This window comes from Chitinophaga sp. OAE865 (assembly GCF_040546735.1).
GTDB classification, from domain to species: Bacteria; Bacteroidota; Bacteroidia; order Chitinophagales; family Chitinophagaceae; genus Chitinophaga; species Chitinophaga polysaccharea_A.
Genome location: NZ_JBEPOF010000001.1, coordinates 1,231,830 through 1,258,131 on the forward strand (window position 1 = coordinate 1,231,830; position 26,302 = coordinate 1,258,131).

The window sequence follows — 26,302 nt, forward strand, 5'->3', positions numbered from 1 at the left end:
AAAATGATTATTGTATCTTATTATACTTCAACTGCATGCCTGGTTTCAGCTGGAGGATACCAGTGATAATAACCGTATCACCGGGCTGGAGGCCGCTGGTGATCTGAACGCTGCTTTCTGTTCTGATGCCTGTTTCTACTGTTACAAATTTGGCTTTGCCTTTATCGGCAATAATTACTTTTTTATCACGGGTACCGGGAATAACTGCCTGGGATGGTATCAGTATGGCGTCGGGCAGGTCTTTCAGTAAAATTTTCACTTTCGCAAAGGAGCCAGGGAACAGGACACCGTTATTATTGGGAACGATGGCACGAAGCTTCACAGTACGGGTGGTAAGGTCTATTTTAGGATCGATGGCATAAATGCTGCCTTTATATTCTTTATTGTCGCCGGATACTAAAAAGTTGACCTGGTCGCCGTTCCTGATGGAGTTGCGGTATTTCTCTGCTACAGAGAAGTCCATTTTAAGCGGGTCTATTTGCTGGAGGGTAGTTATAATGGTAGCGGAAGACACGATAGCGCCTTCGCTGACGTTGCGTAAACCGAGTTTACCGCTGAAGGGGGCCCGCAGTTCGGTTTTCTGTAATTGAGTTTGGGTATATTCCATATCTGCACCATAAGCACTTACCTGGTTACGGGTCACGTCTACATCCTGCTGGCTGATACCATTTATTTTAAGGAGGTTTTCCTGGCGTTCCAGGGTTGTTTTGGCCAGTTGTTGCTGCAATTTCAGTTTCTGAAGCTGTGCTTTGAGATCTTCATCATATAGTTTAACGAGCAGATCCCCTTTTCTGACATTGGTACCTTCTTTAAAATAGAGGTGTGTGATACGGCCATTGATCTCGGGTTTTACCTCCACTTCTTCATTGCTTTGTAAGGTGCCGCTTGCTTCAATAGATTGATCGAGCCGGGATGTTTTAACGATCCAGGCGTCGGTGAGCAGCAACCTGGAAGCGCCTCCTTTTGCGCCGGATGCGGCTGCAGCCGGCTCTCCGGCAGATTTGTTGCCGGCTATTTTCTTATAAACGAAGAAAGTGACAATACCGGCTGCGGCCAATATAACTATTGTGCGAACGGTCTTTTTGGTGATGGCCATATCTTTTTATATATGTTTTTCTAACTTTTCACTATTGGTTCATAACACAGAAACAGGCTCCTAAAGGGATACTATCTCACAAGCCGGACAAATTTACGCATTGAGGGGGCTGAATGCTCCGGGCAACTGTTAAATAGCGTTAATGCTTTAGATAAGTGGTGAAATAGCCGGTTGAATGGAGATATTTAAAGATTTATATGTTTTGGATTTCAGAGAATGGCGTAATTGTCCCGAAAAAGGCGACTTTTGTGGTAAAATATGCAAATCTGTAATCCAGCCAGTATCAAAAATATATAAATTCTTTTATTAACAAAGCAATGAATATGTTTACTGTATTGGGTTTGGGGAGATTGTTACTGCGGGGCCGCCCTTAAAATTCGGGCTATCTGTTGGCAATTCAATAAAAATTATATTTTTGCAGTCAAGTTTTAAACCAAAAACACTTAAAATTATGTCAGACATTGCATCAAGAGTTAAAAAGATCATCATTGACAAATTGGGCGTTGACGAAGCCGAGGTAACTCCTGAAGCCAGCTTCACCAATGACTTAGGCGCTGACTCTTTGGATACGGTAGAACTGATTATGGAATTCGAAAAAGAATTCAACATCTCCATTCCTGACGAACAAGCTGAAACTATTACTACTGTTGGCCAGGCAGTTGCTTACCTGGAAGAACATGTAAAATAATCCTACTAATCAGAATTGTTTTAATGCAACCAAGACGAGTTGTCGTTACAGGTTTAGGCGCTCTTACACCGCTCGGCAATACTGTAGCCGATTTTTGGCACGGATTGACGAACGGTGTATCCGGCGCGGATTATATCAAGCAATTTGATGCTTCCAAGTTCAAAACCCGTTTTGCTTGCGAACTGAAAAATTTTGATCCTGCTAACTACCTGGACAAAAAGGAGGCCCGTAAAATGGACCCCTTTACACAAACGGCTGTAATTGCCGCAGATCAGGCGATACTGGACGCCAATATCAATAAAGACAAGATCAATGCTGATCGTGTTGGAGTGATATGGGGCACTGGTGTTGGAGGTATGATCAATTTCAGTCATGAGCTGAGAGATTTCCACACAGGGGATGGTACGCCCCGTTTCAGTCCTTTCTTAATTCCGAGGCTTATTCTTGACATCGCTGCCGGGTACATTTCTATCCGCCACGGTTTCAGGGGGCCTAATTTTTCCGTTGTATCAGCCTGCGCATCTGCTACCAATGCTATTATTGAAGCGATGTACAGTATCCGTTACGGCAAAACCGATATGGTGATTACCGGCGGTTCGGAAAATGTGATCAATGAACCTTGTGTTGGCGGCTTCAACGCCATGAAGGCTTTGTCTGAAAGGAATGATGATCCAAAAACTGCTTCCCGTCCCTTTGATCTTGACCGCGATGGTTTTGTAATGGGTGAAGGAGCCGGCGCACTGGTACTGGAGTCGTTGGAACACGCACAGGAAAGAGGCGCCAGAATATACGCAGAACTGGCCGGCGGCGGCGCTACTGCAGATGCATATCATATTACTGCACCCCACCCGGAAGGACTGGGCGCACTGAATGTAATGCGGAATGCTTTGGCAGATGCCGGAATGCAGGCTAGCGAGATAGATTACATCAACGTTCACGGTACTTCCACCCCATTGGGAGATATTGCCGAAGTAAAAGCCATTCAGCGCGTTTTTGAAGAGCATGCCTATCAAATGAATATCAGCTCTACAAAATCCATGACAGGGCACTTACTCGGGGCTGCCGGCGCCGTTGAATCCATAGCCGTAATTATGTCTATCATTGATAGCATAGTTCCTCCTACGATCAACCACTTTAATGACGACCCGCAATTAGACCCGAAACTGAATTTTACTTTTAATATCGCACAAAGGAGAGAAGTAAACGCCGGATTGTCCAACACCTTTGGATTTGGCGGACATAACGCTTCCGTGATTTTCAAAAAATTTGTTCCTTGATCTTGATTGTGTGAGTTTACTGCCAGGTTTTTTATATCGACTGATTTCCAAAAAAAGGCACTTATATAAAGAGCTGCACAACCTTCTGGGCTTCCCACCTGGTAACTTTGCCCTTTATGAAGTGGCCCTGAGCCATCGTTCCAGTAAAGAAAAATTCCTGGAAAGCAACGAAAGGCTGGAATACCTCGGTGACGCTATTCTCGGCGCCATCGTGGGAGATTATCTCTTTAAAAAATACCCCTATAAAACAGAAGGATATTTAACAGAGATGCGCTCCAAGATCGTTAACCGGCAACAACTGAACGATATCGCTATCAAAATGGGTTTACGTAAGCTCACTATCTACGATAAATATAACAGCTTCCTCAAAATCAGCCAGATATTCGGTAATACCCTCGAAGCCCTTGTAGGCGCAGTATACCTGGACCGTGGCTATAATAAAACCCAACAGTTTGTGCATAAACGCATTATCATGCCTTATATAGACATGGAACTGCTGGAAACCGTGGAAATGAACCACAAAAACAAATTATACGGCTGGGCCAATAAAAACGGTAAAACACTGGAATTCGAACTGCTCGAAGAACAGATGGACAACGGCCGGCGTATCTTTACTGTTGGCGCCGTAGTGGATGGCCAGCTCATTTGCAGCGGTAAAGCCTTCAATAAAAAAGATGCCAGCCAGATAGCCGCCCAACAAGCCATTATACAGCTGGGATTAACCGATTAACCGTTATCTTCTTATCTCCTCACAGGGTGCCTTAATATCGTTTTTAGCTTTGCCGGCGCCGTTTTCCTGAAGTCGGATAAATAAATTTCATGATGACGCCCATTCATATGTAATCCCTGCTGCTGCATGAAATCATCCATTTTTTTCAGTGATACCGGCTCTTCACTGAAGGGACCAATATGCATAAGCTGTACGCACAGCCCTTCTTCCATGTACTTCAGATCTACCTGCCGGATGAATGTGGATCTCTTCTTTTTTTCCGCAGAAAGCACCGCTTCTGAAAACAGGTGGCGTGTAATATGATCGGGCATCCGGATGGCCAGTTCATAATGCCATTGATCCCGGGGAACCTCAAGGGGATTGACCTCGTTGTTTTCCACCCACCAGAAACCTTCCAGCTTGCTCACGGTAAAGTCGATGCCCCTTTGTTTGCTGCCAAACTTAATGCTGTAAGCCACCGTATACAAGGCCCCGGTAACCTCCGCAAAAGTGGCCCCGTTGGGATCGCCTTTCCCGGTGATGGTTATAAACAAACCCTTGTCTATGGTGGCCAGTTCCGGTGTTTTAGCCGCGGAATAGTATGATTTGAATTCCTTTGTCAGATCCAGTTTACTCATATTTTTCAGTGTTAATTGTACATCAAAAGCAAAGGCAACGAGCAGCAGCCAGCCCGAGATGATATAGACTTTCATTTTTTGAGGATTAAAATCCCCCGGGAAGGCCCGGGAGATGTTTATAGCGGTTAACTCACACCAATCTGTATGTTGGTAATATTTTGCGCAGGTTGTTCAAAGTTATACCGGAGATATTGTTCCCTTGTATAGCCGGTTACCTGCATGTTCAGCATTCCAATGCCGGCAAACAGTTGTCCGTAGGTATCGGCAAGCTGCTCCCAGGGGCCATGATGCTGCATGCTTACACAGTTAAAGGCCGGAAGCGTTTCGCAATGCCAGGGAGCTGCAACAGGTTTTATGGTTGTTACGGGGAGGCCTATATCCAGGGTAAATACCGTATCGGGCTTACCGTCGAAATTGCGGTAATGCCATTCCGGTGCGCCGCATATCTCCATCCCGGCGTTGACGGCCTCCTGGTATACGTCTTTAATGGCGGTACGCACAAGAGATATCATGCCGGCATAGTTGGTTTCGTGGCGCTGATAAAAGAAGTGAAAGGGCGCAGCAGCCGACATCTCCGGAAGAACGGCCGAATGATCAAAGAAGCCGAACCAGAATTGCAGAGGTGCTATCTCCAGTAAATTAAAATGCTGATAGATGGCTTTGGCAAAGGCAGTCATTGCAGTACCGCTGGCAGTAATGATCTGCTTATCTGCTACCGCAGGCGCCTGCTGGTATTGGCTCGCACCTTTATAACCGGGCGCCTGCAGTTTTAATACTCCGGGATGATTACTGGTATGGGCAATATGATCGAGGAAACCATGTTGAGCCAGCAAAACGGTGGCCCCACAAATAGCGGCAATCGTTTTCTGCTGTACCAGCAATTGTTTTATCAGCGGGATAACAGCCACATTGGCGCCGTTCTCCATGGCTTCCCCGCCGGGAAGTATGAGCAGGTCGATATCTGCTTTCATTGCCTCATCAAGGCTTATATGAGGTTGTATATTCAGGCCCCCGCCGGAAACAACTGCTTCGCCGGTAAAAGAAAAGGTAACGATGCGGACATCTGTAAAGTTCGCTATGCCATACATGGCCAGTGCAGGTTCCCAGTCGGAATAGCTATTAAACAGGAAGACGTAACAATTGCGGAGCTGATTCATATTTGTATTGTTTTAATTACAATACAAAGCAACAACCGGGGGGTGACAACCTTATGTCAGCAGTGTCCGGAAATTTATAAATAGTGTCCGTGGAGCTCTGTTATAAGATCTCCTATGGCGGTTTTCAGCTCCCGGGGCTGGAGCACCTCCGCCCGGTTGCCAAACATAATGAGCCAGCGGGCAAAGTGATTGAGGGAAGAGTGCAGGAAGGTAAGTTCGGTTTTATCGCCCACTACCTTTTCTTCCATGAGGCCAAAGTAGTATTTCTGTTCCCTTACGTACCGTATCATGTTGTTGTCAAGGGCTATTTTAATGAGATAGGTATTTTCGTTGTGCCTGCTGCGTTGCTGTTCCAGGTAGTCCTGTAAAGACAGGTGTTTATCTTTTTTATAAGTGGCAGGCAATACATTTAGTTTACGGATCCGGTCTACCCGGAAATCGCGGTACCCTTGCCGCAGCCGGCAGAAAGCGATCAGGTGCCAGTTGGCGCTGCTATGGAAAATGCCTACCGGTTCTACTTCCCTGCGGGTGGCCACTTCTTCCTGGAAGGAAAAGTACTCCATACTGATCACCTGGTTCATGCCCAGGGCATGCTGAATATCAGTGAGGAAGCGGTTGGGGAACTCAGAGGCATCTGCTACCACGGGACGATACCGCAGCACGGCGATGTTCTCATCCAATGATTCCAGGTAGTCTTTTTCTGTTCCACGGAGCACTGAGCGGATCTTTTCCATTGCCAGGCTGAACTGTTTCCGGTTGCTATGGTCGCTGAACTGTTCCATCAGCTTTTCCCCTGTCAGGAGCGCGGCCGCTTCTTCTTTGGAAAACATCACAGGGGGCAGGTGATATCCTTCCACGATATAGTAGCCGGTACCTGCTTCCGCTCCTATGGGTACACCTGCCTCCTGCAGGGCCTTTACGTCCCTGTACACCGTTCTTAAACTGATATTAAAGCGATCAGCTATTTCGGAGGCCTTTACTATTTTTTTACCTTGTAATTGTATGAGGATGGCGGTAAGCCGGTCGATACGGTTCATGGAAGTCTTCAATTCTGAGCACTAATTTCGGCTTCCCGGAATTATTTTCAGAAATTTTTTTAAACCGGTTAAACTTTTATCAAAGTAGATGGTCTTAAATATGTACATCTCCTGATAAAAGATAGGATACCGGGAAAATGACAACTGGCGACTTTCGGGAGATCATCAACACAATGCTACAGTACAGAATATAGGTTAAATGGTAAGTCCCTGCAATTTCTTGCGGGGACCTGTTTTTTTAGCCTGATCCTGCCGGATTTAATAGCTCATCTCGTTCAGCTTCACCTTACCCCGGAATGTCCAGAATAAGAAAGTAGTATACCCGATGACCATAGGAGTGCCTATAGCTGCAATCAGCAGCATAATTTTCAATGATTTAACAGAAGACGCCGCCGCATAAATGCTGATACTATATGCCGGATCTGTGGTAGATATAACAATGTTGGGATACAGCCCTACCGCGAACAGGATGAGCAGGCAGGCTGTAATAACAGAGGAATAGAGAAAGGCAGTATAGTACCTGCGGGCATCTACATTCCTTTTGATGTTCAGCAGGATCAGCACTGCCAGCATGGGTAACAGGAACAGCTGAGGATGTGATTTAAACTGGTGCGTCATATGGGGAACATATATAAGGGTAGCCATTGACGTTAGGATAAAACAGAGGATAAAGAATTTGCTGCAGTTGTTCACAATCACCGTGAGCTTGGCGTACAGCCTGTTCTCCGTTTTCATTACCAGGTAAATGGAGCCGTGCAGCATAAATAGTGAAAGGGTGGTAAAAGCAATCAGTATGGCATAAGGGTTAAAAAAGGTAAGCAGTGTGCCGGTAAATTCGTGCTCCTTATTGATGGGAAGCCCATGAATGAGGTTGCCCAGTACTAAACCCAGCAGCAGGGTGATGCTGGTGCTGGACACGGTATAACTGATGTCCCACATTTTACGCCACCATAGCCAGGGCTCCTTGCTTCTGAATTCTATGGAAATAGCCCTGAAAATGAGGACTACGAGAAACAGCATAAAGGGAATATAGAAGGTAGACAGTACTACACCGTATACCAGCGGGAAACCGGCAAACAAGGCGCCGCCTGCAATTACCAGCCATACTTCATTTCCGTCCCATACAGGTCCTATTGCATTAAGCACCAGGCGGCGGCTTTCTTCCTTATTAAAGAACAGGTGTAAAGCGCCTGCACCCAGGTCGAAGCCATCCAGCACACCATAACCGGTGATCAATCCGCCAATCACCAAAAACCACCAGGTGGGAAGGTCCAGTCCGAGAATTGTTTCCATGAGTTATAATTTAGTTGGATGGTAAGTGATATTATCGTGATAATAACCGTCGTATTCTATTTCTGCGTTCTCTGAAACATCAGGTCCATGCTGGATTTTACGGGTCAGCAAATAAATGAACAGGGTAAACAGCAGGATATATACCAATGTAAACAGGATGAGTGAGAACATCACCTGGTCTGCCGTTACTTTGCGCGACAGTGCATCGGAGGTGCGTAACAATTTATATACTACCCAGGGCTGGCGTCCTACTTCGGCTGCATACCATCCTACCTGGTTGGCTATTTGCGGTAACAATACTGCCCATGCAAAAATGATCATCAGCCAGCGTTGGTTAAACAGCTTCTTTCTCCATAAAAGAAAAACCGCCAGAAGCGTAAGCCCTATGAGGATCATGCCGATAGTGATCATAATGTGATACATCTGGAACACGAAGTTGACCGCACCGGGCCTGTCTGCTTTCGGCGTAGCCCTCAAACCTTCTACCGGGGCGGAGAAGCTGCCATGGGTAAGGAAGGAAAGCCCTCCGGGGATCTTTATACCGGTTGTTTTTTCATTTTTATTATCTACCCAACCTACAATATACATGGGCGCCACTGCGGAACTATCGTAATGGCCTTCCATGGCAGCGAGTTTGGCAGGTTGGTATTTACTTACGTAATGCGCAGACCGGTGGCCGGTAAAAAGCTGCATCAGCGCTGCAATAGCGGCTACGCCAAGACCTACTTTGAACATGGCCTGCGCATGTTTTGCATGAAGGTTCCTGAGAACATACCAGGCCCCTACGCTCATTACCAGGAAAGCGCCTGCCAGGAAAGAGCCGATGATCACATGCGAGAACCTGTCGACTGAAGAGGGGTTCAGCACCATTTCCCAGAAATCAGTGACTACTGCGCGGGCCTGCAGATCATGGCCTTCTATCCGGTAGCCTGCAGGCGTTTGCTGCCAGGAATTGGCAATAACGATCCACAATGCAGAGAAGATAGAGCCCAGCGCCACCATACAGGTAGAAAAGAAGTGGACGCCTTTATGAACACGGTTCCAGCCAAATAATAATACGCCAAGGAAGGCGGACTCCATGGCAAAGGCAAAAATACCTTCCGCCGCGAGCGCGCTTCCGAAAATGTCGCCTACATAATGTGAATAGGTGGCCCAGTTGGTGCCAAATTCAAATTCCATTACAATGCCCGTGGCTACACCGATCCCGAAGATCAATGCAAATATCTTAATCCAGAATCGTGTGATATCCTTATAGAGCGATAAACCCGTTTTAAGGTAGAGGCCTTCCATAATCACAAGGCATAGTCCCAGTCCTATGCTCAGCGGGGGATAGATGTAATGGAAGGCAATGGTAAACGCAAACTGTATCCTGGATAGTATTTCTACTGAAGGCATAATGTTCAATTATTGATGCAAAGGTAGCGGGTGAAGATATCCATGAAACTGATGTTTGTCATGTATTGATAAAAATATAATGTTATCATCACCTTAACAAGTTAATAATCCTGTTTTTCCACTTGTTTTCACTATCTTGAAACAATAATTTTAGTGTAATGGTTTACTTGATATAACGTCCTGCTGAGGAGCAGGACGTTTATATGTCTGCTACTTTATTTCATTTCTATTACTACTTTTCCAAAATAATTACCACTTCCCATGTACTTAAATGCTTCCTGCGCCTGGCTTACAGGGAATACACTGTCTATTACCGGGTGAATGTTGTTTGTTTCCACCGCAGCAGCCAGCTCCTGGAAACTTTTCAGGCTGCCTACGGAATATCCCTGCAACCTGATATAGCTGCCTACTATGGTGAACAGGTCGAGCGGGAGCTGAGCGCCTGCAATAAAGCCCACCAACCCTACAAAGCCATTGAATCCGGCGGATTTCACGGAATTGACAATGGTGGCGGCGCCGGCAATATCCAAAGTAGCATGCACGCCTTCTCCGCCGGTGATACGTTTTACTTCTTCGTGCCAGTCGGGATACTTTTTATAATCGATCACTTCATGTGCGCCCAGATCCTTTAATTTTTTCAGTTTATCCGGATGACTGCTGGTGGCAATCACTTTGGCGCCTGCTGCCAATGCTATTTGCATTGCAAAAAGGGATACGCCGCCGGTGCCTTGTGTGAGCACTGTTTGCCCGGCTTTGATGCCGGCATAACCCATGAGGCCTGTCCACGCAGTAACGCCGGCAACAGGTAATGTAGCGGCTTCCACGCTGCTTAAATTGGCCGGTGTGCGTACCAGCGCATATTCAGGGATCACTGCGTACTCTGCCAGCAGCCCTGGTGTGCTAACACCCGTCCTGATATGGTTGGTGGCCGGGGTGGCATATCCATGTTGCCAGAGCTGGTTATAGTGAATAGCTACGCGATCGCCGGGTTGCCATAGTGTTACATGATCACCGGTAGCTGCCACCACGCCGGCGCCATCGGAGGTGGGAATGCGGGGCAGCGGCAGTTCCTTGCTGTAGGTGCCGGTGGCGAGCGCTACATCGAGGTAATTGAGCGCTGCGGCTTCAATTTTTACGAGCACTTCACCAGGGCCCGGTGTGGGAGCAGGTATTTCTTTCAGCTGTAAACTTTCCAGCCCGAACGCTACCTGTTGTATTGCTTTCATAAGAACTATTTTTTTCTTTCACAAAATTGCTCCCTAACTTCATATAAGACAAGTATGCACTATTTGGGAATGTAGATACCAAATAGATACTATTGCTGATAATCAATGTCAAAAAAATGAGCAAACCCGGAAAAAATATTCATGCTGATACCGTTTGCGCAGTTGATTACGCTTTTCAACGGATTGGCGGCAAGCATAAGGGCCGTGTTATTTATCACCTGAGAAACGGGATAAAAAGATATGGGGAACTGCGCAGACTTCTCACAGGCATAACGCCTAAGATGCTGACACAGGTGCTACGGGAACTGGAGGATGACGACCTGGTTACACGGCATGTATACCTGGAAGTACCGCCACGGGTGGAATACCAGCTAACTGATACAGGCAGGGAACTGCTTCCGTTTATTACCTTGCTGAGCGAATGGGGCCGTAAACAAATGGGGTTGGCGCCGTTGTGCGAACCGATTGAAGCGTAGGGGACCGCCTTCGGCGGTTGTTGCGAAGGTTGTCTGACTCAGGATTAAACTGATTTCGCTGATTACCCTGATTGGATTTTGTAGTGATTAAAAAGATTTGGGGAGATTTAAGCGAAAGTATCCGCTTAAATCTCCCCAAATCTTTTAAAATCATTTATAAAATCCTACAAAATCCAATCAGGGTAATCAGCGAAATCAGTTTAATCCTGAGTCAGACAACCTTCGCGGCGATCGTCGAAGGCGATCCCTTCGCTAGGACAGCGCCGCCATTGACTCGAACTCCTGCTTCCTTTCGCGGTACTCTTCCATGGTGAAGTTGTATACCACGGAGTCGCGTTTATTCTTATTCGCCACAAAGTGACAGGCATGAATGTAAGGCTCTGCAATATTCAGTTTGTCCAATGGCGTTACTACCAGTAACTGCAGGTTCAGTTGTCCGCAATACTCCATAAGGTAGTGGCTCTTTTCAGGATCCAGTTTGCTGAAGGCTTCATCTACCGTAATGAAGCGCAGGCTACGATGCTGGCGGTTGGCTTCATTGATACCAAACTGGTAGGCAATGGCTGCACCAAGGATGGTGTAGGTGAACTGTGCTTTTTCACCACCGGAAAGACTGGCAGTATCTTCATAATATTTGAATGCCTTATTATCTGCTACATAAAATTCTTTAGCGCCGAAGTCGAGCCAGTTGCGTACATCTGTTACTTTGCGGCGCCATGCTTCATTTTGCTGCAGTTCAGTGATGAGCAGTTTGATATTTTCAAACAGCTGATCGCCGTAAGCTTCATCTTTTTCGAGATGATATTTGTAGGAATCCGGTACTGCGTTGCTGAGCTTTTCTTTGAAGTTGCGGATCTCCACATCGCGTACATGGCGGCATTCCAGCTGGAGGTAGGTATCCGGGTTTTTATTAAAGGTGATGTTGCGCAACGGTTCGTTCAGGTCTTCCATTACTTCGCGGATAAGATCTTCCTGTCCGTATATCCATGCCCGGTAGTTGGTGATAGCGTTGAGCATACTGGTGTCCATATACTTACGGAACCGTTCCTTGTGCTCAATGAGCCGCTGGAACTTAATGCGCTCATACAATGAGGTAAATTCATCCAGGTATTTCACATGCGGCTGAAGGTCCGTTACATCACCCAGCCAGTCGGGGAAGGCGTCGTGAATGGCTTTGGGTGGCATTACAAAGGCGGCCAGCTGCCGGGTGATTTCCGCTTCTTTTTCTGCAGAGAGGCGCATGGCATCGTGCAGGGTAGCCTGCATATTATCATTAGCCCGTTTGCGGTAGGATGCCAGCTCAATGGTGGTTTCGGCCGGTTCTGTCAGCGACAGGTCGGAAAGGTATTCCAGCACATATTGAAGCGAAATGTCATCCAGTTTATTTACCTTCAGCTGGTTGAAGTGGCGTAGCTTTTCCGCAGCCTTATCGTCCAGGCTTCCTTTTTGTTGTAGTGTTTTTTCCTTTTCTTTTTCTTTTTCCTGTATTTGCAGCACTACTTCATCCAGCTGATCACAGATCACCTGGTATTTATCGCTGGTTTTGAGCAACGCTGCTTTTTCCCGCGCAAAGGATTCAATAACACCGGCATGGGTTTGCCAGTTAATTTCATTGTAGTTGCGCAGCGACAGCAACGCATTCAGCAATGCATTGATATTGCCGATGGCTTTCCTGCTGTCTTCCAGTTTTGAAATACTGTGCTGCAGTGTTTCAATAATGCTATTGCATTCCTCCTGTTGTTCTTTTAACAGGCGTAATTTGTTTTTATTGTTCCATCCCAGTACATAATTGTTTTGCTGGGAGCGGTTGGGGCGATCGTCTTTTTCATGGCGTGTAGCCTGCCGCGTTAGCCCGTTGGAAGTAACCGCTTTCCGGCAGCGGTTAAACACCGCCATATCGTCGGTACAGGTATAATCAAACTGATCGAGCAACTGGTTTTGCAGCCATTCCTTGAAGATAGTTCCTGGTTTGATCTCTATTTTTTGCAACAGGCTTTCCTTTTCAGAAGGCATCCGCAGCATGGTATAACTCTCCTCTTCCACTTTGTGGTATACGAGACGGGTTTGCAGGTTGTTGGAGTTGATATACCGGTTGATGTCCAGTATATATTCTTCCGGTACCAGGAGGCGCAAACCGAAGTTGTGCAGTACTTTTTCGATGGCGTTTTCCCAGTGAAGTTCTGCATCTTTCACCCTTATGAGTTCACCGGCAAAAGGCAGGTCATCTTCCTGGATATCCAGCATATCTGCCAGCTGCTGACGGATACGGATCAGTTCATACGGAATATTATTTTTCCGGTGAAGGAAGGAATCTATTTCTTCTTCCAGTTTTGTTACCTGTGATCTTTCGGCGGCCAGGCTGCTTTTATGATGAAAAATTTCTTCCTGTATCGTTTCCAGCTGTTTATCGTGCGCCGTTTTCATTTGCTCAGCGCCGGCAATATTTTCATGGAACTGCTGCTCATCAGGATTGGGAGCCAGTTCCAGCCGGTCTGTGAGCATATTGTATTCCTCCATCTTATTACGTTTGGCCTCCATGGCTTTTTGTTCGTAATGGATGGATTTTTCTATAGAGCGCAGTTGCTCATCCACGCTGTTATTCGCCTTCTGGGCTATCAGTTCGTCTTTACGCAGGTGAAGCGACTGTAGTTGTTCATTAATGCCGGCGAGGTTGCGGGTAGTTACCTGTTGTTCTTTTTGTAAAGATTCCAGTTCCCTTTCCAGGATATCTTTTTCCTGTTTATTGAACCATGAAGGGAGGAGATCCTGGAGCATTTGCAGTTCCCGGTTCCTGTCCTGCAGTTGCTGCCAGGCAGCACGGTTTTCAATGATGGGTTCCAGCAGTTTCAGCTGGGTTTCATCTTTCTGGATAGCGCGGTGACTGGTGAGTAAGCTATCATAGTTTTCACGCAGTTTCAGGAATTCGCTTTCGCTGTCTGTTTCTTCCAGCATCTGGCCACGGATAAACGTGTTCAGGTCGCCGAGCACTTTTATCCCAACGGTTTGGTTAAAGAGAGACAGGGCCTTTTCACTTCGCAGTCCGAAGATATTGCTGAACAGGGCTGCGTATTCTTTAAAGCTGTCGGTGATTTCTGTTTTTGGGAATTCGAGGCGCAGTCTTTTTTTCCAGTCGCCTTTTACGTCAAATTTTCCGTTACCGAAATGCTCGTTGATATTGAGCTTATGTGGAGAAACAATGAACTGGCGTTTCATTTCCCCCGAGTACCATCTTACTTGTGCCAGTGTGATCTGGTGCATGGTGGCGGCGTTGTAAAAATAGGCCAGCAGCACAGAGTAGGGATTGTTTTCCTTATGACGCAGCTGGTCTGTTTTTGACTGCTGGGATTCTTCGGAGAATGTTTTACCGTAGTAGCCCCAGAAGTAGGATTCTTCTCCCCTGTCGCGGCGTTGCTCCGTACCGGACGACTGGTTATAGAACCTTTTGCCGGATGGTACCAGCAAAGTCAGAAGGGCATCGATGAGGGTGGTTTTACCGCTACCGTTTGCGCCGGTGAGCAGGGAAGTATTTCCGTTTGTATTAACGCGGTATATTTTATTGTGAAAAGTGCCCCAGTTGTATATTTCAAAATATTGCAACCGGAATCCACTTTCTTTTGAATCACTATTGAACAGGGTGGACATGCAGGTTTAATTTTGATTTTATTTCTTCCAGTTTCTCGTTATTCACCAGTGCTTTAATAATCCTTTTTACCTCGTATTGATGCAGTTCCTTATTGGCAGCGTCTTCTCGGGTAGATTTCAGCACGCCTACATTTAAGAGGCTGTTAATAGGTTTGTTGAGATCTTTCAGCAGTTTTGATTTGTTGTGTCGTTCTTTGAAGAAGAGGGCGAGTCTTTCTTTGATTTCTTTCTGCGTCATAAAGAGACGGGTGCCATTGCCCTGGATATCGAATTCATCGAGGGCTTCGCGAAGCACGATGCATAGCAGGGTGGCTTCGTAAGTGAGCCTGGTTTTGCGCATGAGGCGTGGCAATGGCTTATCGGTGGTATCATCTGTTTCGGGTTGTACGATGCGTGCAAAGCCGTCGGATTCATTTACCACCAGCTGCAGGCCTGTTTGCTGCAGGTATTTGCTGAGCTCTGTTTGCCATCCAAGCAGGTCTTTCCAGTAAGATTTATCTTCTTCGTATACAGGTCCCTGCATGAGTTTTAGAAACACGTGTGCAAAGGGAGATATATTTTTCTCGGCCATGATATTAGTTTTGTGAATTTGTGAACAGTACCATCGGCATATTGATGGTACGGTTGCCCAGCGTTACCGGATCCGGGGTTTCCAGGATGATGTGGTGGGCCGACTGGCTGGCGATGGAAAAATAGGTAATGAGCTCAGTGAGCCCTTTTTCGGCGCCATAAATTTCTACCAGTTCTTTCAGGCTAACCTGCTTTTTGTTTTCCAGTTGTGTGGAAATACGGTCTTCCAGCAGGGTGCGGTCTATATTAAAATGGTTGAATAATGCTTTCAGGTCATTATCGTCAAACTCGGTACCACCCATTCCTTCGGGGAATTCCACTTCCACGTTGGGCTTTTTCTCTTCCGCCATATCCCAGCGGTCGAGAAGGTCTATTTCGGGATCGCTTTCTATCTCTATAAAAAATTCCTCGCCCGGCGGGTTTTCCAGCGATTGGAAGGCCAGTTGCCTGATATCGTTGATCAATTCCAGGGCTTTCCGGCGATCGGTGAGATTATTTTCGCTGAGTACGCGGCTGAGTTTATCGCTCAGTTTTTTGTTGGCATCAATTACTTTTTTGCCGGAGGCGTGGAGGAATTGTTTAAGTTTTTTCAGGAAGCGGTCATTTTTATATTCGATGTTCCGTTCTTCGAGCAGGTTGTAAAGTTTTTCGATCATCTCGCGCATTTCCTCCTGTTTATTTTCATCCATGAGGAATTGCCAGAATGAGTAAAAGCTTTTGCCCTGGTCTTTTTGGCGGAGTGCTTCGAATGAGTCGAGCGTATAAGCCAGCAGGGCGCCTTTGGCGATGTCTCTTTCGCTTTGTTTGCGGTAAATTTCCTGGGTGATCTGTTCAAAGTTCTGTTCCACTTCCTTGAAATCACTCAGGAGCTCGCGCGACATGCGGTTTACATCATAGAACCTTTCCTTGATCTGGGTATCATCAAATACCTGTACTTTACCGGTGATAGTGATGGCTTTTATTTCCTGTTCTATTTCATATTTCTTTTTCTCCAGTTCCTGGATCCTTTGTTCCGGGTTTTTATTGCTCTGATCTATCAGTTCTTTGAGTTTGGAGAAGATATCTTTGAAGCGGCTTTCCGTGCCTACAAACTCTCTTTTCTGGAGGGTGGATACCCAGTGCATTACTTTTTCCATGTCGCTGCTCAGCTCATGGATATCCAGTCCGTCGTCGTCGGGGTATTTGCGGAGGAAGCCTTTATTGCTCCATTGATCGATATATTTCCTGGCTTTCACATCATCGTGTTCAAGCAGGCTGGTAGCGTCTATTTCATCATCTGTGGCGCGGTAGCCGGTTACGCCGAGGTAGTCGGATAAACGGGTTACCAGTTCCACATTGGAAATGGTGGTATGGTTTTTTTCCTTGAATGTGTAATGAAAAAATGACAACATCATTGGCGCGCTACGTGCCCGTAGTATCTTGAGGGTAACTGACTGGGCATATAGATTACATAATTGTTCATACGTCATGGATGTAAAAATACGGAATTACGTATTATAAAGTGAATGCGTCTCCTGTTGGTTTTACATAACATAAAGTCCATCCTGCCGTGGCTGTACGGGGGCGGGCACCGGTTCATCTCCCAGGAGCTGGATAACGTTGATCTCAATGGTCCGGGCGATGTTGTCGAGCGGAATGGCCAGGGGCTGGAAATCAAAGGGATCCATGAGGGTGATGCCGTTCAGGTGGGTAACATGGAAAACGAAGCCGAACATCCATCCAAAGGGAATGGCCCATGCACCGATGGATTCTGTCATCATCAGCGTATTCATGATCACATAGAACCAGATAAACATCTTCGTAAAATATAAATAGCTGGGAGGAAATATGGTGTTCCTGATCCTTTCCGACTGGCCCATATAGTCGCAGAATTTTACCAGGAGTTGGTTCAATTCTATGAAAGTAAAGCCATCTATGCTGCCGGAGCTTCTGAGGTATTGAAGATCGCGGGTTTGAAGGTTCAGGATGGCATTGGGAATATTATTTTGTTTTTGTACTTCTTCGATTTCTTCGGTAGTAAGGTAGCGGGTGTAGTAGTCGTCGGGCCGTTTGCGGAGAGCGGTTTTTAGGGCATACACAAAAGCCAGGTGCCGGTAAATCATGTGCCGGCAAAGGGCTTTAGTTTCCGCGGAGGCATTGTAAGAGGGATAATTGAGTACAGATCTGCTCCAGGTGCGGGAATCGTTTACCAGTGCTCCCCATATTTTGCGGGCTTCCCACCAGCGGTCGTATGCCTGATTGTTGTTGAAGCCTATAAAAAAGGCAATGGCTGTACCCAGTACGGTAGATACAGCTATGGGAATATTGATATGTGCTGCCAGCCAGCGTGAGTCGAGGAAATATACCAGGGTGCAACATCCGAGCAGCATAAGATCCACCTTCCAGGTGAAGGAAAAGATCTGGCTGAGCGATAGTCTCTGTTTCAGCAGCATATAGTTTTTCTTTTTACGGCTTCCTGTAAATTATGCTTTCCGGATTTATCCTGGCAAAATTTTGCCATTTTTTTTAAGATAGAGATTTCCCCGGGGGGTATTTATAACAATGACGGGCATACGCTGCGAAAGTTTAACCAAGGCAGGAATACCCCTGTTTCATCTCTTTATAAAATTTTTTTGCTCAAAGGTATTAGGAACCAATTATTTATGTTTTATATACCTAATAGTCTATAGGAATAGTAGGGTAATTAAAATATTCTCCCTATATTTGTTATACGAAAGCAAAAAAAATTCACCAAACCTATAACAGCGGCCATTTTATCAGCCATTAAAAAAGTATTTTATATGTCATCATTATACAGATACGCCGATTACTTACCACAGCCTACGCCGGAAAATTTCCCCAGCCCTACCCGGAACAGGGAAAAAAATTAACCCGGTAAAAGCAGGAAGTTTTTTCCCTGAATTTTTTATTGAAGAAGCGCGTGTGATCAATGCAGGCCAGTTGCTTAATAATGCTCACCAGGGGGCATCACTGCACAGTCTTACATTACAGCCGTTGTTAGTTGTTTTTTATTCCTGGCATTGGAATGATTATGCTGACCAGCTGATGGAGCAGCTGAAGAAGAGCCATGCAGCTATTGTTGCAGCCGGAGCCCGCTTGCTGGTATTGTCCAGTGAGGATAAAAAACACTTTACATCAGTTTATCCGGAGGCCCTGCCATTTGATGTAGTGCACGACGCGCAGCACCGCATAGCCAGGAAAGCAGGCATATACAGGGAATCAGACCCGATATGGGGCCGTGTTTCCGGTGTTAATGCAGATGTACCTGTACCTGCAGCCTACCTGATTACGCCTTCCCTGGAAATCGGCTACAATTTTGTTGATCTGTATTTAGAGGAAGAATTTTCCCCGGAGGCTGTGATAGCTGCCGTTGGCAAAAAACTGGCTATCAGCGCCTGATCAGCAGGCTGGTTCCATCGATTCGCATTTACGTACATGCATCAGGGCGTACCGGTAGATGCTCCATTGTAAGCTGTTACACTCCAGCGGCGACAGATTTTCTATTTTTTCCCGGAGTAAAGTGAAGATTTTTTTTGAAGAAGCGGTATATTCTTTTTTTATAGAGGCCAGTAGCTGGTCTGCCTGCTGGTAATCTGTTACAGCCCCCAATTGTGCGATAATCTCTAAAGCAAGTCCGTCTGTAGTCATTGTATTAATTTTTGTATTACCCAAGTCCTATCTTCTGATCCACATTTTTAGCATTAAATCTGTAGAAGCATCCACCAGCTGGTAACAGGGGGGCACTTCATCTTCAAGACTGTGGTAGGTTACGAGTCTTGTGCCGCTTGCGCTGCTTTCCAGTTTTTTAAATAAAAAGCGGCTATAGTAATTATATAAACTGGTTGAATATTCTACTTTATCATCTATCTGATCCTGGTCTACCAGGTTTTCAAAGAAAGAATTATAGAAATAGAAACCATCATACGCAGAAAGATCTTCCTGTGTAAAATTCCCGTGAATAAAGCTTACGTTCCTTGTTTGTGTGGCAGCCTTTGCTTCAAGTGCATACCGGTAAAGCTCTTCCCGTTGTTCAATACCATAAAAACTGGTTTCCGGGTAAAAGCGTGCCCCTACCAGGCAAAATTTCCCAACACCGCTACCGATGTCGAGGATCTTCTTTCCGGGTTCATTTGCGAGAAAACGGGCCGCTGTTTTAGCGATACTGAGTGGCGTCCAGTGCCGTCTTGAAAGTTGCTGTATCTTTTCAGGATATAACCAGTCAAATCCGGCGTCATTTACGTAGCAATTCGGCTTTAATAAAGTAGAAGTCTGCATGAAGGCGCAAAGGTACGCATTTACCGGCATTTTTGGAAGCCCCGGGGCTCTATATATATGCAAAAAGGCGTATGTAAACAGGGATACAGCCGGTAACAGCACATTTAATATTACAATAGCCCTGCTAACAACAGGATAAAACGCATCCCGTTTAAACAGTTACAAAAATTCAATCAGTAAGATCGTGTAATCCCGGGTCCGGGGGTTAGATGAAAGTCCGTGTTCCCGAAGAAGTATAGGCCAGCCTGAATTCTTTGGGGGTACAGTCTTTTTTCTTTTTGAAGATGCGGTTAAAGTTGGAAATATTATTAAAACCGCATTTATAGGCAATTTCATTCACGGTGTGAGTGGTTTCTATAAGTAACCGGGAGGCATGTCCAAGCCTGATTTCTATGAGGGTATCCACGAAGGTTTTGCCGATTTTGGCTTTAAAAAAGCGGCTGAAGGCTACTTCTGTCATGGCGGCCAGCCTGGCGGCTTCTCCCAGTGAGATATTCTTGTCGTAGTTCGCATTCAGGTAGGTCATGATCCTTGCCACCCGGCGGCTGTTATAGGAGAATGTTTCGGTATTGCCAAAAGTAGAATCGGACAGGATGCGCATATTCCGGCTGATAGACAGGTCATGCAAAATAGACATCAGTTCCAATACAGAATCAAAGCCCTGTTGTTGTGGCAGCCGGATGAGGCGGGGCATGATCTGCTGGGTGGTTTCAGTGGAAAACAGGATTCCCCGCAGGGAACGCTCAAACATGTTTTTGATAAAGTTCATCTGGTTGCGCTGGAGAAATTTATCATCAAAAAGGTCGCGGTGGAACTGTATGGTTATTTCACGGACAATACCGCCGTTGTGCTCATCAGAAAACCAGCCGTGCTGAAGGTTGGGGCCTACCAGTACCAGTTCGAGGTCGCCAATTTCTTCTATATGGTCGCCGATGATTCGCCTGGCTCCGCGGGCATGCTGGATAAAGTTCAGCTCAAATTCGTCGTGGTAATGTAAGGGAAAGTCGAACACCTTTTTCTCCCGGGCAAACAATGTAAAGCAATCACTTTGTGTAAGAGGGGTGATCTCTCTTAATATTTTACTCTTCATAATGAGCGCGGTTTTTATAACGTACCGGAATACTGAGGTGGATGACAAGCATTGTTTAATACCGGCTTCTTGTCAAGCTGGCGATTTTTATGATCTGGTTGCTAAAAAAGCATTATAAAAGTAATGTTATCAGATGTAAAATACAATTTTTACTTTCTTCTTTATATTGTTAACTATAGAGAGATGCAGAGGTATTGGTGTTTATTTTACATTTATTATGTTCTAATTTTGATTATCAAAGTATAATTAAAAGATAAAAAAGTATTAAGTAAATGTCCGAATAAAAGGCATATTTGTAGTGAAAACTTATAAGGGATATATCTGCAGAAATTATAGCTACTGTTTTATATTATTTCCAGGTGTTGGGGCCGGAGTGGTGCAGATGGGTAACGGAAGGAGCTGTTGTTGAAATCAACGATCCGGATGCGCGGATAGTTGATCTTACGGTAGCCCCGGAAGGGAACATCGCCTCTGGAATCAATACCTGGATTTTTTGTGTAGCCCTTTTTAGAAGAATGGACCGGTTGCATTTTATTCATTCCACTTTCACGTTTTATTACGCAATTTACCAATGGGGCTGGTTTCCGGCCGATGTTTTGATTGCTGTTCCTGTGGTTCATAACAGGTACGGGCCTACGGATTTAACTGTTTGCCAGGAGCGGATGTTGTCTGACCCAGGTTTAAGCTGAATTTCCGGATTTTTCTTTTGCTCTTGATTGCTATAGGCGGTTCATATAGGATGTATCAAGAACAGAATGAAGGCGCTGGGTTTCGCGTAAACGGCTGCCAGCCTCCATCAGTCCCCGGATGTATAGTGCTATTGATATACCCTTTATCTCCTATAAGCAGCGTATTGCTGCCATATGCCACAGTAAGCTGAAGCATATAGCAACAATCCATCAGCTGCTGCTTGTTCATAGCCCTGCCGGTACCGGGAAGGTGGCAACGGAAATAATACCGGCGATGTGCCATTACTCAGGTTTCGTTGTTATGCCGGCGGTTAATTTCTTTTCCAGTGTATTGCCATCGATTAATGCCCGGTGCTCAATGATCCGGTTATCTTGCAATCGAAAGCACCGGTAGCCTGGAATGCTAACGGTTAAGCCGGTGGGAGGTATTTTTCGCCATGTCCCCGTATGTTTCATATGCATGGTTATCCTGATCATGCAGGTACCAGGTTCGGCTACCTGTTCATTAATGATAGTTTGGGGTTGAAAGGATGCATGCGTTAATGCAATCCATTGCTTAAGCCCGGTGCTATCGGGCGGCAGACCCGGCGGTAGAGAATGGTCCACATAATCGGGATGCAGGAATTGCTCCAGGCGGCTGGTGTCTCCGAGGTTCCAGATGGTGTTGATGTAATGAGTGATGAACTCTTTTTGTTCCTGTATAGTCATAACCGTTAGTTTTACCCTGTAAAGGTAGAAGCCCTGTAGTAAAGGGATTGTGTCAAACGTCACATAATCCGGTCAGGATAGGCGGCGGCGGATACGGCTGAGGGTTTCCCGGGAAATACCGAGGTAGGAGCTGAGCTGCGTAAGGGATACACGTTGCAGAAGGTCTGGCTGGGTGTCCAGGATAGACTGGTATCTTTCTTCCGGGCTGTTTTTCTTGAGCCAGTGTGTATGTTTTTCCTGTTCAATGAACAGGTGCTCCAGCCACTGGCGGCCAAAGGCGGCTATTTCGGGGGATTGGCCATAGAGCAGGAACAGGTCATCTTTATGCCATTTCCATAAGCTGGTGGCTTCTGTTGCCTGTATATTATAATCGGCCGGAACATTATTCCGCAGGCTGTTCAGGTTAGTAAGGAAGGTGTTTTCAAAGTAGAAACCGGTATTGATCTCCTTTTCATGATAATAGTGAAAGACCCTGCAGGCACCGCTTTCAATGAACCATATATAGTGGCAGTACTGTTCTTCCCTTAATAAGTAGTCATACCTTCTGGCATATAGCTTTCCCTGCAAATAATTCCCTTGCCTCATGGCTTAAGGAAGCAATATGCAACAGGCTTTGAAGGAAATTTACCGGGCTGGGTTTCATAACCGGAAGATCACTTATTTTTTTTAAAAATACTCACATGTAGGTATTTGTTTCCCCTTAGCTTTAACATATCTTTGTAAGATCAATCTGATTTCACCTTATTCATACATAAAGTCATCCACCTGATTTAGTCAATCACCGTATTTTCTATCCCCAAAAAAGGGTCTCTTCTTTGTGATGGGACCCTTTCTTATTTTTACTACATTTGTTACTGATAAAGAGCACACAATAAGTAGTCAACCAACGTCACAGAGGATTCCTATACACGATTTTATATCAGGTACATGATTGAGCATGCTGTATTTAATAATGACGGATCAGGGCTGGAGGAGAAGCTGAACGCTTTAAAGGCCATTGACCAGGAACTTCCGGCAGTGGTAATTGTAATGAATGTGGTAAAGAGTTACGTGGAATATATGTCGCCCCGCGGCTGCAGGGAGCTGGACGTTACGTTGGAGGCTTTACGGGAAATGGGCGCCCGGTATTACGATACTTTCTTTAACCCCCACGATGTAGCAGATTACCTGCCTAAGATCATCAATATGCTGGATGCGCCGGTGGAAGCCAATATGACGGTTACTTTCTTTCAACAGGTACGCACTACTGCCTCGCGGGACTGGACCTGGCACCTCGGCTCCACGCGGGTGTTTATGCGGGATGCCACGGGGACGCCTACGCATGTGATTACCTGCGCTATTCCTATTGATCCGCTGCATCATGTTACCAGTAAGGTAAACCGTTTGCTGGAGGAGAATAATTTCCTGCGTCGTAACCAGCACATTTTTGCATCGCTTACCAGGAGGGAGAAAGAGATCCTGCGGCTGTTAGCGCTGGGGCTCAGCGCTATTGAAATTGCCGAGCAGGCGGGTATCTCGGAAAAGACCGCCGTAACCCACCGGCGGAATATTAAAGCGAAGATCGGGGCACAGTCGAGCTACGACCTAACCAGTTTTGCACAGGCATTTGACCTTATATAAATATTAAACAGCATATTATTGATATGCTGAAAGGCAGTGCCCTGCGTCTTTTGAAGCCATTTCTCAAAAATAACCTTCAATTTTTCTGCATGTAAACAGAAATGTGTATTTTCATTCTGTATACCATATTTTTGTGCCTGTCTGTTGCGCCTTGTAACGGACCTGTTAACCAGAAAAATTATGTCTTTTAAAGCCGTTCTCAACATCGATGGGGAAGAAATGAACATCCTGGAATGCAGGTTTTCATTTACCCAAAATACAGATCATAACGGGAAACCTGCCGCCCGCCCAAAAGGAGGCACTATTAACCTGTTGGTTGAGTCTGCCGGTGAAACAAGTTTGTTTGACTGGATGATTTCCAATACCCAAACGAAAAACGGCAGCATTACGTTTTTCCGGAGGGATTCCATGTCGCGGCTCAAAGAGCTGAAATTTACAGATGCCTATTGCGTTGAGTACGCAGAGACGTTTAATTCAGCCAATGAGCAACCTTTGCAAATACAGCTGACCTTGTCATCCAGGGAAGTGAAATTGAATAATTCCACTTACCAGAATCCGTGGCCGGCATAGCGCCGTTATCCATCTTTCTAAAAATAACAATCCGCATGAACACCTGTTACATGCGGATTGTATCTTTATATCTGGCCGTTATACGTTATGCGGTATTATTTTCCAATTGCCAGGGCAGAACGGGAGATGATTGTTCACTCACTGATGGGTAATTACAAATATTTAAGAAGGTATGCTCACACTTAATTTTGACCCCTTCCCCAACCTTGCTTCTCAACGGTTTATCCTGCGGGCCCCTGCATTATATGACGATGAAGCCTTCGTTATTTTGAGGTCGGATCCGCTTGTGAACCAGTACCTGAACAGGGCTGCCACCACTACTGTAGCAGCAGCCAGGCAGTTTATTGAAATGATCCGGGCCAATATTGCCACTAACAAATCGTTGTATTGGGTGATCACCACGAAAGAAAGTGATGTTCCTATTGGTACCATTTGTTACTGGAATATTGAACCGGAGCTTGACCAGGCGGAAATAGGATACGAACTGCAGTCTGCTTTTTTCGGAAAAGGCATTATGCGGGAAGTACTGCCGGTGGTAATACAGTTCGGCTTTGAGCAAATGCATCTTCAAAAAATTACAGCTTTCCCTTTTCATAAAAATGAAAGATCTGTCAAGCTCCTGGAGCTGAATCATTTTATTAAAGATGACCCGCTGAGAGAGAAACTGGAAAAAGAAGAGGACCTGTCGGGACAGCTATGTTATTCTTTATCAAGACCGGTATAGATCTCTTATTGACAGATGGTGCTTTGTTTTTATCTTAGATAAAAGCAATTGATCATGCCAGTGAAAAAAGGAATAGCGGTATATCACCCGGGTTCGTTTACAGCCAGGTTTATGCAACCCCGGAGGGAGCTTGATAATATCTTAAAACCTGATTTCGAGAAATTTTTTATTGTGAAGGTAGAGGAGATGTACCGGCTGGTAACACAGGCAGTACCTGCTTCACGGTCTACCAATCATAGCTGTTTGTTTATTACAGGTGGAAAGGCAAGTATAAAGATCGGAAGCGAGTTGTATACGATCCATAAAAATGAAATGCTCTTTGTGCCGGCAGGACAAGTCTTCTCTTTTAAAAGCGGCGAAGTGAATAAAGGATACCTGTGTAATTTTCATACGGATATCCTTACCGGGAAATACAGTACACAGGAGCCACTGAAAGCATTTGATTTTTTAAGGGTATGGGGTAACCCTAAAGTGCGGCTGGATAACCAGACTGCAGGATTTGTATTACATCTTTTTAAACGCCTGCTGCTCGACTACAGCCGGAACGGGTTGAATAACCTGGAAATTATCCAGCCTTATCTTATCACATTACTGTGTGAAGTGAAACAGCTTTACAAACCGCTGACGGGCACTCATCAAGCCGCTGCCATTAATATTACCCATCGCTTTAAGGAACTGGTATTTGCCCATATCAGCACATTGCATCTTGTAACAGACTATGCTTCCCTGCTGAACATTACGCCCAATCATTTGAATAAATCAGTGAAAGCCGTTACGGGTAAATCCCCTGCACGGTGGATCGCTGAAACGATTGTACTGGAAGCAAAAGTGTTACTAAGCCAGAGCACACTCTCTGTCAGCGAAGTGGCCGGGGAACTGGGTTTTGAGGACCAGTCGTATTTTACCCGGCTCTTTAAAAAGTATGAAGGCATTACGCCAACCGAGTTTCGTAAGAAGATTGAATTGTCCTAAAATTACCCATATTGGTCCTAACAGCCGGAAGCTTTTAAACGGAGCTTTGCGGGGATATGTATTCGTTATTGAAGTTTTTATAGGATCAATTTAATTATGTTGAAGTTCTTTAATACACAAGTTGGAAGATTGCGGCTGATAGCCTTTTTAGAAGGAATTTCCCTGCTGGTACTGGTTGGTATAGCGGTGCCATTGAAGTATGTATATCATGATCCTTCGCTGGTGAAGGCGATGGGACCTGCACATGGAATATTATTCCTGCTCTTTGTGTTAAATACCATGAGCGTTGGAATTGCTTACAGGTGGAGGTTCCGTACCACAACCTGGAAAGTGTTGCTGGCATGTTTTATACCTTTCGGGACATTTTATATAGACAGGGTTGTTTTGTCGAGAATGGTGTAGTAAGTTTTTAAATGAGATGCCCGGATAGAGTGTCTGCAGCTGAGAGGA

General features: G+C 45.6%; 28 protein-coding genes. 10 read left to right on the forward strand and 18 right to left on the reverse strand.

The window, feature by feature from the left end:
* Positions 1–7 precede the first annotated feature (7 nt).
* Positions 8–1,096: an efflux RND transporter periplasmic adaptor subunit gene (locus ABIE50_RS05180; RefSeq protein ID WP_209855184.1), complete on the reverse strand. Its 1,089-nt coding sequence runs from the start codon at positions 1,094–1,096 to the stop codon at positions 8–10.
* Positions 1,097–1,547: 451 nt separating this feature from the next.
* On the opposite strand from ABIE50_RS05180, the gene ABIE50_RS05185 reads away from it, so the two are divergent.
* The 3 genes from ABIE50_RS05185 to rnc are packed head-to-tail and all read left to right on the forward strand — an operon-like array spanning position 1,548 to position 3,791.
* On the forward strand, positions 1,548–1,784 hold the full coding sequence (locus ABIE50_RS05185) for an acyl carrier protein (protein ID WP_012788038.1): 237 nt from the start codon (positions 1,548–1,550) through the stop codon (positions 1,782–1,784).
* A 23-nt stretch (positions 1,785–1,807) separates the two neighbouring features.
* The gene (fabF, locus tag ABIE50_RS05190; protein ID WP_142684144.1) at positions 1,808–3,061 is read left to right on the forward strand and encodes a beta-ketoacyl-ACP synthase II; all 1,254 of its coding nucleotides are present in this window, start codon (positions 1,808–1,810) and stop codon (positions 3,059–3,061) included.
* A gap of 10 nt (positions 3,062–3,071) precedes the next feature.
* Positions 3,072–3,791, forward strand: coding sequence for a ribonuclease III (rnc, locus tag ABIE50_RS05195; protein ID WP_260607360.1), 720 nt, complete (start codon positions 3,072–3,074; stop codon positions 3,789–3,791).
* Between the two features lie 11 nt (positions 3,792–3,802).
* On the opposite strand, the gene ABIE50_RS05200 is transcribed toward rnc, so the two are convergent.
* From ABIE50_RS05200 to ABIE50_RS05225, 6 genes are all read right to left on the reverse strand, one after another.
* Positions 3,803–4,483, reverse strand: a complete 681-nt coding sequence (locus ABIE50_RS05200) for a GyrI-like domain-containing protein (protein ID WP_354027876.1) — start codon at positions 4,481–4,483, stop codon at positions 3,803–3,805.
* A gap of 50 nt (positions 4,484–4,533) precedes the next feature.
* Positions 4,534–5,565 carry a DJ-1/PfpI family protein gene (locus ABIE50_RS05205; RefSeq protein WP_209855182.1) on the reverse strand — a complete coding sequence of 344 codons (1,032 nt, stop codon included), beginning with the start codon at positions 5,563–5,565 and terminating at the stop codon, positions 4,534–4,536.
* A gap of 74 nt (positions 5,566–5,639) precedes the next feature.
* Complete coding sequence (locus tag ABIE50_RS05210; RefSeq protein ID WP_354027877.1) at positions 5,640–6,602, reverse strand: helix-turn-helix transcriptional regulator; 963 nt, start codon at positions 6,600–6,602, stop codon at positions 5,640–5,642.
* 258 nt (positions 6,603–6,860) lie between these two features.
* Positions 6,861–7,895 (reverse strand): cytochrome d ubiquinol oxidase subunit II, encoded by a 1,035-nt coding sequence (gene cydB, locus ABIE50_RS05215; protein WP_142684141.1) that lies wholly within the window; start codon positions 7,893–7,895, stop codon positions 6,861–6,863.
* A gap of 3 nt (positions 7,896–7,898) precedes the next feature.
* Positions 7,899–9,290, reverse strand: a complete 1,392-nt coding sequence (locus ABIE50_RS05220; protein ID WP_209855178.1) for a cytochrome ubiquinol oxidase subunit I — start codon at positions 9,288–9,290, stop codon at positions 7,899–7,901.
* 215 nt (positions 9,291–9,505) lie between these two features.
* Complete coding sequence (locus tag ABIE50_RS05225; RefSeq protein ID WP_209855176.1) at positions 9,506–10,516, reverse strand: zinc-dependent alcohol dehydrogenase family protein; 1,011 nt, start codon at positions 10,514–10,516, stop codon at positions 9,506–9,508.
* Between the two features lie 116 nt (positions 10,517–10,632).
* Here ABIE50_RS05225 and ABIE50_RS05230 point away from each other — a divergent pair, with 116 nt between their 5' ends.
* Positions 10,633–10,992 carry a winged helix-turn-helix transcriptional regulator gene (locus tag ABIE50_RS05230; protein WP_209855174.1) on the forward strand — a complete coding sequence of 120 codons (360 nt, stop codon included), beginning with the start codon at positions 10,633–10,635 and terminating at the stop codon, positions 10,990–10,992.
* 252 nt (positions 10,993–11,244) lie between these two features.
* On the opposite strand, the gene ABIE50_RS05235 is transcribed toward ABIE50_RS05230, so the two are convergent.
* Genes ABIE50_RS05235 through ABIE50_RS05250 form a run of 4 tightly spaced genes read right to left on the reverse strand, consistent with a single transcriptional unit; the run spans position 11,245 to position 17,636 of the window.
* The gene (locus ABIE50_RS05235; RefSeq protein WP_209855172.1) at positions 11,245–14,634 is read right to left on the reverse strand and encodes an ATP-binding protein; all 3,390 of its coding nucleotides are present in this window, start codon (positions 14,632–14,634) and stop codon (positions 11,245–11,247) included.
* Positions 14,615–15,205 carry a DUF4194 domain-containing protein gene (locus ABIE50_RS05240; RefSeq protein WP_209855170.1) on the reverse strand — a complete coding sequence of 197 codons (591 nt, stop codon included), beginning with the start codon at positions 15,203–15,205 and terminating at the stop codon, positions 14,615–14,617. The genes ABIE50_RS05235 and ABIE50_RS05240 overlap by 20 nt, the downstream gene beginning before the upstream one ends.
* 4 nt (positions 15,206–15,209) lie before the next feature.
* A complete protein-coding gene (locus ABIE50_RS05245) occupies positions 15,210–16,673 on the reverse strand; it encodes a DUF3375 domain-containing protein (protein ID WP_209855168.1) in 1,464 nt (487 codons plus the stop codon).
* 54 nt (positions 16,674–16,727) lie between these two features.
* Positions 16,728–17,636 carry a bestrophin family protein gene (locus ABIE50_RS05250; protein ID WP_209855166.1) on the reverse strand — a complete coding sequence of 303 codons (909 nt, stop codon included), beginning with the start codon at positions 17,634–17,636 and terminating at the stop codon, positions 16,728–16,730.
* A gap of 490 nt (positions 17,637–18,126) precedes the next feature.
* Here ABIE50_RS05250 and ABIE50_RS05255 point away from each other — a divergent pair, with 490 nt between their 5' ends.
* Positions 18,127–18,603, forward strand: coding sequence for a redoxin domain-containing protein (locus tag ABIE50_RS05255; protein ID WP_354027878.1), 477 nt, complete (start codon positions 18,127–18,129; stop codon positions 18,601–18,603).
* Here ABIE50_RS05255 and ABIE50_RS05260 read toward each other — a convergent pair whose 3' ends face one another.
* The 7 genes from ABIE50_RS05260 to ABIE50_RS05290 all read right to left on the reverse strand — a co-directional run bounded on the left by ABIE50_RS05260 (position 18,604) and on the right by ABIE50_RS05290 (position 22,551).
* Positions 18,604–18,852, reverse strand: coding sequence for a hypothetical protein (locus ABIE50_RS05260; protein ID WP_142684133.1), 249 nt, complete (start codon positions 18,850–18,852; stop codon positions 18,604–18,606). It lies immediately after the preceding gene.
* A 27-nt stretch (positions 18,853–18,879) separates the two neighbouring features.
* Positions 18,880–19,542 carry a class I SAM-dependent methyltransferase gene (locus ABIE50_RS05265; protein ID WP_354027879.1) on the reverse strand — a complete coding sequence of 221 codons (663 nt, stop codon included), beginning with the start codon at positions 19,540–19,542 and terminating at the stop codon, positions 18,880–18,882.
* Positions 19,543–19,684: 142 nt separating this feature from the next.
* The gene (locus ABIE50_RS05270; RefSeq protein WP_209855162.1) at positions 19,685–20,569 is read right to left on the reverse strand and encodes an AraC family transcriptional regulator; all 885 of its coding nucleotides are present in this window, start codon (positions 20,567–20,569) and stop codon (positions 19,685–19,687) included.
* Positions 20,570–20,913: 344 nt separating this feature from the next.
* Positions 20,914–21,108 (reverse strand): hypothetical protein, encoded by a 195-nt coding sequence (locus ABIE50_RS05275; protein ID WP_209855161.1) that lies wholly within the window; start codon positions 21,106–21,108, stop codon positions 20,914–20,916.
* 205 nt (positions 21,109–21,313) lie between these two features.
* Entirely contained in the window at positions 21,314–21,541 is a 228-nt protein-coding gene (locus ABIE50_RS05280) for a hypothetical protein (protein ID WP_209855159.1), read from the reverse strand.
* The gene (locus ABIE50_RS05285) at positions 21,541–21,966 is read right to left on the reverse strand and encodes an ester cyclase (RefSeq protein ID WP_209855157.1); all 426 of its coding nucleotides are present in this window, start codon (positions 21,964–21,966) and stop codon (positions 21,541–21,543) included. The genes ABIE50_RS05280 and ABIE50_RS05285 overlap by 1 nt, the downstream gene beginning before the upstream one ends.
* Positions 21,967–22,038: 72 nt before the next feature.
* Positions 22,039–22,551, reverse strand: coding sequence for a Crp/Fnr family transcriptional regulator (locus tag ABIE50_RS05290; RefSeq protein WP_209855155.1), 513 nt, complete (start codon positions 22,549–22,551; stop codon positions 22,039–22,041).
* 342 nt (positions 22,552–22,893) lie between these two features.
* Between ABIE50_RS05290 and ABIE50_RS05295 the strand changes: the two genes are divergently transcribed.
* From ABIE50_RS05295 to ABIE50_RS05315, 5 genes are all read left to right on the forward strand, one after another.
* Entirely contained in the window at positions 22,894–23,586 is a 693-nt protein-coding gene (locus tag ABIE50_RS05295; protein WP_354027880.1) for a response regulator transcription factor, read from the forward strand.
* Positions 23,587–23,766: 180 nt separating this feature from the next.
* Complete coding sequence (gene tssD / locus ABIE50_RS05300) at positions 23,767–24,156, forward strand: type VI secretion system tube protein TssD (protein ID WP_142684126.1); 390 nt, start codon at positions 23,767–23,769, stop codon at positions 24,154–24,156.
* Between the two features lie 172 nt (positions 24,157–24,328).
* Positions 24,329–24,880 (forward strand): GNAT family N-acetyltransferase, encoded by a 552-nt coding sequence (locus ABIE50_RS05305; protein WP_209855153.1) that lies wholly within the window; start codon positions 24,329–24,331, stop codon positions 24,878–24,880.
* A 54-nt stretch (positions 24,881–24,934) separates the two neighbouring features.
* Positions 24,935–25,852, forward strand: coding sequence for a helix-turn-helix domain-containing protein (locus tag ABIE50_RS05310; protein WP_209855150.1), 918 nt, complete (start codon positions 24,935–24,937; stop codon positions 25,850–25,852).
* A gap of 96 nt (positions 25,853–25,948) precedes the next feature.
* Positions 25,949–26,254, forward strand: a complete 306-nt coding sequence (locus ABIE50_RS05315; RefSeq protein WP_209855148.1) for a DUF3817 domain-containing protein — start codon at positions 25,949–25,951, stop codon at positions 26,252–26,254.
* The last annotated feature ends 48 nt before the right edge of the window (positions 26,255–26,302 follow it).